General features: G+C 65.5%; 9 protein-coding genes. 1 reads left to right on the top strand and 8 read right to left on the bottom strand.

The genetic code is table 11. From position 1 onward, the window contains the following. A partial coding sequence (locus MF609_RS18235; RefSeq protein ID WP_242417109.1) for an integrase catalytic subunit occupies positions 1-93 on the top strand: 93 nt, incomplete at its 5' end. Here MF609_RS18235 and MF609_RS18230 read toward each other — a convergent pair. The 8 genes from MF609_RS18230 to cyoA form a co-directional block, all read right to left on the bottom strand. Further along, on the bottom strand, positions 90-1,724 hold the full coding sequence (locus tag MF609_RS18230) for a diguanylate cyclase (RefSeq protein WP_242417501.1): 1,635 nt from the start codon (positions 1,722-1,724) through the stop codon (positions 90-92). The two genes, MF609_RS18235 and MF609_RS18230, sit on opposite strands and share 4 nt — an antisense overlap. A 102-nt stretch (positions 1,725-1,826) precedes the next feature. Next, entirely contained in the window at positions 1,827-2,654 is an 828-nt protein-coding gene (locus tag MF609_RS18225) for a universal stress protein (RefSeq protein ID WP_037447240.1), read from the bottom strand. A gap of 16 nt (positions 2,655-2,670) precedes the next feature. Further along, a complete protein-coding gene (gene adhP, locus MF609_RS18220; protein ID WP_037447237.1) occupies positions 2,671-3,741 on the bottom strand; it encodes an alcohol dehydrogenase AdhP in 1,071 nt (356 codons plus the stop codon). A gap of 107 nt (positions 3,742-3,848) precedes the next feature. After that, positions 3,849-4,514 carry an SURF1 family protein gene (locus MF609_RS18215; RefSeq protein WP_322788196.1) on the bottom strand — a complete coding sequence of 222 codons (666 nt, stop codon included), beginning with the start codon at positions 4,512-4,514 and terminating at the stop codon, positions 3,849-3,851. A 67-nt stretch (positions 4,515-4,581) separates the two neighbouring features. Beyond that, positions 4,582-4,962: a cytochrome o ubiquinol oxidase subunit IV gene (gene cyoD / locus MF609_RS18210; RefSeq protein ID WP_037447234.1), complete on the bottom strand. Its 381-nt coding sequence runs from the start codon at positions 4,960-4,962 to the stop codon at positions 4,582-4,584. Continuing rightward, positions 4,959-5,594 carry a cytochrome o ubiquinol oxidase subunit III gene (gene cyoC / locus MF609_RS18205; protein WP_037447231.1) on the bottom strand — a complete coding sequence of 212 codons (636 nt, stop codon included), beginning with the start codon at positions 5,592-5,594 and terminating at the stop codon, positions 4,959-4,961. Before cyoC ends, cyoD begins: the two co-directional genes overlap by 4 nt. Position 5,595: 1 nt before the next feature. Then, the gene (gene cyoB / locus MF609_RS18200) at positions 5,596-7,596 is read right to left on the bottom strand and encodes a cytochrome o ubiquinol oxidase subunit I (RefSeq protein ID WP_037447228.1); all 2,001 of its coding nucleotides are present in this window, start codon (positions 7,594-7,596) and stop codon (positions 5,596-5,598) included. A gap of 22 nt (positions 7,597-7,618) precedes the next feature. Then, positions 7,619-8,785 carry a ubiquinol oxidase subunit II gene (gene cyoA, locus MF609_RS18195; RefSeq protein WP_037447463.1) on the bottom strand — a complete coding sequence of 389 codons (1,167 nt, stop codon included), beginning with the start codon at positions 8,783-8,785 and terminating at the stop codon, positions 7,619-7,621. Positions 8,786-8,822 lie beyond the last annotated feature (37 nt).

The following is an 8,822-nucleotide window of genomic DNA, read 5'->3' as shown; positions in this document are numbered from 1 at the left end:
GCCCCGGAAGCGGCGACACCGCCATTGCCGGCCTCCGGTTCCGCTTCGCTCCACCTCCGACCGGCAATGGCGGCGGAGACGACAATGCACTAACTATCAACCCGGACCACCCGGTGGGGGCTGCTCACGCACGCGGCGCGTGCCTCGGCCAGCCTCACATCTAAGTAGAGCACAGCGAACTCTTCCCCACCAAGGCGTGCGACTGCATCCGTGCCGCGGGTATTCGCTGTGAGCACAGAGGCGAAGGTTCGAAGTACATCATCGCCCGAGGCGTGACCGAACGTGTCGTTCACCGCCTTGAAGCGATCTATGTCGAAGAGGGCGAGGAACTGCTGCCCAGGTTTGCCTGCCTGCGCGAGCCGCTCCCTAGCGATCTCTAGGCCACGGCGATTTGGAAGACCGGTTAGCGCGTCTGTCGCAGCGGCGCGGGCGAGGTCGAGCTCGACCGCCTTGCGGCGCGAGACCTCCCGCACCACGTTCACGGTTCCGCTCGCCTGGCCATGCTCGTCCGAAATGGCGCAGGCATGGCTTTCGAACCATGCCATCTCTCCCGACGCCTTCATCGCCCGGAACTCGAAAATGATGGTCTGGTCCGGCGAAAGCATAGCGCGCCGGTGCGCGTCGACGATCTGCTCCACGTCCTCAGGAGAGACGATCTCACGCGCAAGTTTGCCGACTACTGCTTCGGGCGCAAAGCCGGCGATCTTCATCAGCGATGGAGATACGAAGCTGATCCGGCCGTCTGCAGTGACCGCCATGATGATGTCGCCACTGCGGTCGGTAATGATTTTGTGAAGGGCGGCTTGCTCCTGCACCTCCGAAAAAAGGATCTTCCGCCGCTTCAGCTCCGTCGCCGCGGGAAGCGCCATCAGCGTCGCGACGGCAAGGTAGAGTTCGATAAGCTGGATTCTGCCGCCCGCACTCAGCTCCGGCATCGCAACAGGTCCCAGCCCGCGAGCAGTGCATACCGAGCCGATGATCGTCAGCAATAGTAGCGCCAAGGCGGCGCCTAATCGGCCGAACCGGAAGACCATCAGCATCAACGGAAGCAGCGGCACGAACAGGAGCGGCAGCTGCGTCTGAGCGAAGACGAGCACCGCAACCGTGACGTGCAGCGTGGTTAGGGCCGCGAGCTCATAAAGCTCTCTCCGGCGCACTGCCTTGCTCCACGCCGTGACGTCCCCGCCGATTACCAGCTTGACGATCGGCATGACCGTCAGTGTGCCCAGCGAATGGGCGACGAACCAGTTGAACGCGTTGCGCCAAACAGGAAGGTCTGCGGCCCCATGCGCAAGAAGACCTGCCGGTAGCGCGGTCGCGGCCGGGACCGCGAGCCCAGCGACCAGGAGCAAAAGGCCGAGTTCGCGCAGGGACGTGAGGTGACGAGGCGTCGGCTCGACCCGCCGCATGAGCCAGGCGATCGCAGCCCCTTCCGCAACGCCGAGCAGGGCGAATGGAAGGGCCACCTGCAAGCCAAGTCCGTGGATGGTGGTCGCGAGGGCGCTTGCGATTGCACAGCCCACCAGCCTCAGCGTCCAGGAGCGCTCCGGACGATAACGGAGATCGACCGCCAGCAACGGCGTGGCGAACCATAGAAGGGCAACGCCGCCTCCCACGCGCGTGTAGGTGACAGCTACATAGGCTGCGATGAAATAGGCGATGGCGAGAAGTGACGCTTGCGCAAGCTCCTTCCTCAGTATTTGCAAGAGGGTCACGTTCGGCATGCGAGAGTGTTAGGATAAAGTGCTTAACGAATGTTAATCGCGCCTCGGGCGAAGACGTCGTCGCGCCAGTTTGTGCCTCATTGTCGACGCGAGGAAGTGTCTCTAACCAACAACCACGAGCGGCGTCTCGGTGCGCTCGAGCAGGTCGCCGGTGACCCCACCGAGCAGGATCTCGCGGATGCGGGAATGAGCGAACCCGCCGATCGCGATCAGATCGGCACCGATTTCTTGCGCATAGAGAGTCAGCGTCTCCGCCTCGCTCTTGTCGTCGTTGACGACCCAGTGCCCCTGAGCGTCGAAACCGTGCCGGAGCAGGTGTCGTTTGACTTCGGCGTGCGCCTCCTGCTCGCCCTCGCAAGCGTGCAGGGACGTGCCGACCGTCACGACATCGATCAGCGCGCCCGGGTCAGCCAACTGCACCAGCGTGTGCATGGCACGGGTTGCCTCAGGTCCGGCCTTCCACCCGAGCACTGCGCGACGGACAGGTTTGAGCGTCTGCTCTTCAGGCAGGATCAGCAGCGGGGTTCCGCTGGCCCGGATGAGCGTCTCTGCGACGCGTCTGCGCAGCCACGGGTTCGCCCAGGTCTCGCGCGCGCCGATCGCGATCAGGTCGGCCACCTGCCGCCTTCGTTTGAGATTGCCGGCAAGCCAGCCGATGTCGTCATGCAGGCCGAAGATCTCGGCCGATGACCCGGCGGCGGCGAGATGAGCGCGCACCCGTTCGACATTGGCCTGATCGTCGCCCATCAACACCCACTCAGGAACGTATAGCGTTCCGAACGGCGCGGTCCCTGGCGAGGCTGTCGGAGCGGGCGTGAGCGCGGCGACCTCCAGCGTCGCTTCACGAGCCGCCGCGAGCTCGGCAACCGTCTTCAGGAAGGTTTGTGCGTGATCGCCGTCATCGACGATGGCCAAGATGTCCTTGATCATCGGCTTTCTCCCCAGGTCAGGCGGCGGTCGCCAGGTCGGTCTCTTGCAGCGGTGCCGCCTGGGCATTGATGTCCAGCACCACGCGTCCTTCGATCGACCCTGTCCGCATGCGATCGAAAACGTCGTTGATGCGCTCCAACGGCGCTGTTTCGACCGTCGCGCGGACCTTGCCGAGTGCAGCGAAGTCGAGCGCTTCCTGCAGGTCGAGGCGGGTTCCCACGATGGAGCCGCGCACGGTGATGCCGTTCAGCACCGTGTCGAAGATCGACAGCGGGAAGTCGCCCGGTGGCAGGCCGGTCAGCGACATGGTCCCGCCCCGACGCACCATCCCAAGCCCCTGTGCGAAGGCGGTGGTAGAGACCGCGGTTACGAGCACGCCATGCGCGCCGCCGATCGCCCGCTTGACGAAGGCGACCGGGTCGCTGGTAGCCGCGTTCACGGTCAGCGCGGCCCCGAGCCGTTCGGCCAGCCGCAGCTTGGCATCGTCCACATCGACCGCGATCACGTGCAGGCCCATCGCGACCGCATATTGGACCGCCATATGGCCCAGGCCGCCGATGCCGGACACGACCATCCAGTCCCCCGGCTTGGTGTCGGTGACCTTCAGTCCCTTGTAGACCGTGACGCCGGCGCATAGCACCGGCGCAATCTCGGCGAAGCTCACCCGATCGGGGAGGTGCCCGACATAGCCGGCATCGGCGACCACGTAGTCGGCGAAGCTGCCGTTGACCGAGTAGCCGGTGTTCTGCTGGCTCTCGCACAGCGTTTCCCAGCCGCCCAGGCAATGCGGGCAGTGGCCGCATGCGGAGTACAGCCAGGGCACGCCGACGCGATCGCCCTCCTTGACGTGGATGACGCCGGACCCGGTGCCGACGACGGTTCCGACACCCTCGTGACCCGGGATGAACGGCGGCGCCGGCTTGACCGGCCAATCGCCATCGGCAGCGTGGAGATCGGTGTGACAGACTCCGCAGGCCGCGACCTGCACCAGAATCTGCCCGGGGCCGGGGCGGGGGACGGCCACTTCCTCAATCACCAGCGGCTCGCCGAATCCGCGCACGACCGCGGCCCTCATCGTCTTGTCCATCGTCGATCTCCGTTGTGCGCGAAGTATCTCGCCCAAACAGAGATGGCGCGGCATTGGGGATGTTACGGAGGCGGCGAACCGGCTGACCCGCCCCTTGGTCGCCGATCTCAGGCGCGGGTCCGTCGTACGATCACCAAGGCGACGAGGCACAGGCCGGCAAGCCCGAACCAGGTCAGCGCATAGACGAGGTGATTGTTCTGGAAGCGGATGACGGTAAGCCCGGCGCGCGGCCAAGCGTGCTTCGGCCGGGCATCGGCGTCGGCATCGATAAAGTATGGCGCCACGCGAACGAGCTGGCGCGCAGCCGCGATCGCCTGGACATCGCGGGAGAACCAGCGATCTGCCACGGGATCATTGCGGCGGAGAAAGGCACCACCAGGCTCCGACGTCCTGAGCAGACCCGTGACGGTCGCGTGCGCCGGGAGGTTGCGAGCCCGGGTGGCCTGCACCGCACGCTCCGGGGGGACATAGCCCCGGTTGACGAGCACGACGAAGCCGGTGTCGGTGCCTAGCGGCGTGAGCACCCAGAAGCCCGTGCCCAGGTCCGTCACCGCCCGCACCAGCGTCTCGCGGTCGTGGAGGAAGCGACCGCGCGCGACGACGTGCAGATAGGCGTGGCGCTCACGTTCGATCGATGGCCAAACGGCCGGAGGCGGCGCAGACACGGGCGATGCCTGCACGCGCGCGTCCACCGCTTCGATCAGCGCCAGCTTCCAGCTTCGGCGCTCGACCTGCCAGATGCCGAGCGCGCTGAAGAGGACGATACCGAACACGGCCAGGACCGTGAGGGCGGTGCGCTTGCGCCTACCCGGACGCGACCGCCCCATCACCAATCTCGCTTCAGCGAACCGGGCCGGTCATGCCGCCGGGCATCGGCATCATGTTGGTGTTAAGGTGGAACATGACCCACACCGACCCACCGATCGTCAGCACCACGATGACCGCGGTGAACAGGAACGCCAGCAGCGTCCAACCGCCCTCGGAGCGGGTGTCCAGGTGCAGGAAGCAGACGACATGGACGACGATCTGCACCAGCGCGAGCGCGAAGATCACCGCGGCGGTCCAGCCCGGCGCGGGCCCCTGCTGCGACATGACAAGCCAGAAGGGCACGACCGTGAGGATGATCGCCAGCAGCGAGCCGATCCGGTGGCCGCGGCGGCTGCCGTGACCCATCGTGTCGCCGTGCGCGTGGAGCGCGTGATCGTAGGGTTCGGTGCTCAACGGATCACTCCATACAGGTACACGAAGGTGAAAACGCCGATCCAGATGATGTCCAGGAAGTGCCAGAACATCGACAGGCAGATCAGCCGCCGCTTCATCGGCAGCGACAGGCCGTGCTGCCCGAGCTGGATCAGCATGACTGTGAGCCAGATCAGGCCTACCGCGACGTGGGCGCCGTGCGTGCCCACCAGCGTGAAGAAGGCCGATAGGAAGGCGCTGCGCTGCGGGCTCGCGCCTTCGGCGATCAGCTGCCCGAACTCGTAAAGCTCGATGCCGAGGAAGGCGAGGCCGAGCAGCCCCGTGATCGCCAGCCACGCCCGGGTCTGCCCGACCCGGCCGGCCTCCATGTGCGGCATGGCTTCGCCGAAGGTGATGGAGGAGGCAAGCAGCAGCGCGGTGTTGAGCGCGACGAGCTTAAGGTCGAAGATCTCGCGCGGGATCGGACCGCCGGCATAGCTGGTGCTCACCACGCCGAACATCGCGAACAGCGAGGCGAAGATGAGCGCATCGCTCATCAGGTAGATCCAGAAGCCCAGGATCGTGGCGCCGCCTCCGCCGTGATCATGGTCCTCCTGCTCGGCAAGGTGCCAGGTCGGGCTGGCCGCGCGAGGGTCGAGTGCGTGGTCCGTCATGTCAGGCTCCGGCGCCGAGCAGCAGCTGCTGCCGCTGGCTTTCTGTGCGGGACACCTCGTCCGCGGGGATGAAGTAATCGCGATTGAGATTGAAGGTGTGGCCGATGGCGACCGCCAGCAGGCCGGCGAAGCTGAGCGCGGCGAGCCACCACATGTACCAGACCATGCCGAAGCCGAGCGCCAGAGCGAGGCCGGAGAGGATGACGCCCGTGCCAGTGTTGCGCGGCATGTGGACCGGCCGGAAGCCGTCACGGGGCCGCTCGTACCCGCGTGCCTTCATGTCGTGCCAGGCGTCGAGCGCGTGGACCACCGGCGTGATCGCGAAGTTGTAGGCCGGCGGAGGCGAGCTGGTCGACCATTCCAACGTCCGGCCGTTCCACGGATCGCCGGTCGTGTCGCGGAGCTGCTCGCGCTTCAGGAACCCGACGAGGATGCTCATGACGAAGCCGAGGATGCCGACCAGGATGATGAGCGCGCCGATCGCCGCGATCACGAAGTAGGGCTGGATACTGGGGTCGTCGAAGTGGTTGACCCGGCGCGGCTCGCCCATCAGGCCGACAATGTAGATCGGCGTCCAGGCGACCCAGTAACCGATCACCCAGCCCCAGAAGGCGACCTTGCCCCAGAACTCGTCGAGCTTGAAGCCGAACGCCTTGGGGAACCAGTACACCATCGCCGCGAACAGGCCGAATACCACGCCGCCGATGATCGTGTTGTGGAAGTGCGCGACCAGGAACAGCGAGTTGTGGAAGACGAAGTCGGCGGGCGGGATCGCCAGCAGCACGCCGGTCATGCCGCCGACGACGAAGGTCAGCATGAAGGCGACCACCCACATCATCGGCAGCTCGAAGCGGACGTCTCCCTTGTACATGGTGAACAGCCAGTTGAAGACCTTGGCGCCCGTCGGGATCGAGATCACCATGGTGGCGATCCCGAAGAAGCTGTTGACGCTGGGGCCCGCGCCCATGGTGAAGAAGTGGTGCAGCCAGACCAGGTACGACAGGATGGTGATGACCACCGTGGCATAGACCATTGACGAGTAGCCGAAGAGCGGCTTGCCCGAGAAGGTGGAGGTGATCTCGGAATACATGCCGAACGCCGGCAGGATCAGAACGTATACCTCCGGGTGGCCCCAGATCCAAACCATGTTCCAATACATCATCGGCGCGCCGCCAAGGTCGTTGGTGAAGAACGCGGTGCCGATGTAGCGATCGAGCATCAGCAGGAAGAAGGCGGCGGTGAGCGCCGGGAAGATCGCGATCGCCAGCACGTTGGAGCAGAGCGCGGTCCAGACGAACACCGGCATTTTCATCATGGTCATGCCCGGCGCGCGCATCTTCACGACGGTGGCGACCATGTTGATGGCGCTGAGCGTCGTTCCGACGCCCGCGATCTGGAGCGCCCAGAGATAGTAGTCGACGCCGGTATCGGGACTGTACTGCAGCCCGGCGAGCGGCGCATAGGACAGCCAGCCGGTGCGCGCGAACTCGCCAACGAACAGCGAGATCATCACCAGCACCGCGCCCGCGACCGTGAGCCAGAAGCTAAGATTGTTGAGGAACGGGAAGGCCACGTCGCGCGCGCCGATCTGGAGCGGCATGACGTAGTTGATGATGCCCACCACTAGCGGGATCGCCACGAAGAAGATCATGATCGTTCCGTGCGCGGTGAAGATCTGATCATAATGGTGCGGCGGGAGGTATCCCTCGTTCGCGCCGAACGCGATCGCCTGCTGCGCGCGCATCATCAGCGCGTCGGCGAAGCCACGCAGCAGCATGACGATGCCTAGGATGATGTACATGATGCCGACCTTCTTGTGGTCGACGCTCGTGAACCATTCGGACCAGAGATAGCCCCACAGGCGATAGCGCGTGACCACACCGACGATGCCGAGCCCCAGCAGCGACACGACGATGAAGGTGCCGAACAGAATGGGCTCGTGAATCGGGAACGATTCAAACGTCAGCCGGCCGAAAATAGTCTTGAGGATGGAGTCGCTCATCGTGGTTCCGATCGCGCGGGGGTCAGGCCCGCACGGCGCCAGCGGCGCCGCGGAGGAAGGAGGGAAGGGCGGAAAGGTCGCGGTTGCGCTGGTCGCCCGGCTTCAGCTGGCCTGGAGCCTTCCCGGGCTTCGCCGGCTTGGTGACATTCGGGCCTGAGCCCTTGTCTTCGGGCGCCTTCTGGAGCGCGGGCGTGGGCTTTTCACCCATGATCGGCGCGGCGCCGCGGCCGGGCGGCATGCCGGCGCCCATGCGGTGATCGTGCGGGTTGCCGCCGGCACGCGCCATGTCGCGCGTCATCACGTCCATCATGCACGGCTTGCCTGCCTCGACGCAGCGGTTGACGATGCGATCGAACAGCTGCGGCTGCACGGCGGCGAAGCGCATCACCGGCACCTTCTCGCTCGGCTTCGCCAAGGCGACGAAACGCTCCGTGGGAAGCGAGCCGCCTTGCGCCTTCACTCCGGCCACCCAACGTGCGAAGTCTGCCGGCGACTGCCCGTGCATCTTGAAGCGCATGTTGGAGTAACCTGCGCCGGAATAGTTGGCGGAGTAGCCCTCGCTCGTTCCCGGCTTGTTCAGGACCGCATTCAGCTCGGAGCGCATGCCCGGCATGGCGTAAATCATGCCTGCCAGCGTCGGCACGTAGAAAGTGTTGAACTGATCGTTGGAGGTGATGGAGAAGCGCACCGGCACGTCCACCGGCAGAGCCAGCTCGTTCACCGTGGCGATGCCCTGCTCGGGATAGATGAACAACCACTTCCAATCGAGCGCGACAGCCTGGATCTCGAGCGGCTTGGTGCCGGCGGGCACCGGGCGGCCCGGCGAGATCCGCTCCAGCGGCCGGAAGGGATCGAGCAGGTGCGTGCTGGTCCAGGTCACGGCGCTCAGCGCAATGATGATCAGCAGCGGGCACGACCAGATCACCAGCTCCAGCGTGGTGGAGTGGGTGAAGCTCGGATCGTAGGTCTTGTTCGCGTTGCCGCGGCGGTACTTGCGCGCGAACACCACGGTCAGCACCATGACCGGCACGATGATGAGCAGCATGACGCCTGTAGAGAACAGGATCAGGTCGCGCTGCTGGACCGCGATGTCGCCGGTGGGGTTCATGACCACCATGTCGCAGCCGCCGAGCAGTGCCGGCAGCGCCAGCATCGCCAGACGCTGTGGCAGGCGCAGAGCGCGTCGCATGAGGTTGGATCCTGTCTTGAGCATGCCCGTCCGCTAA

This window comes from Sphingomonas panni (assembly GCF_022664435.1).
GTDB classification, from domain to species: Bacteria; Pseudomonadota; Alphaproteobacteria; order Sphingomonadales; family Sphingomonadaceae; genus Sphingomonas; species Sphingomonas panni.
Note: the sequence above shows the minus strand (reverse complement) of the source record. Positions and strands in the feature narration are given on the sequence as shown.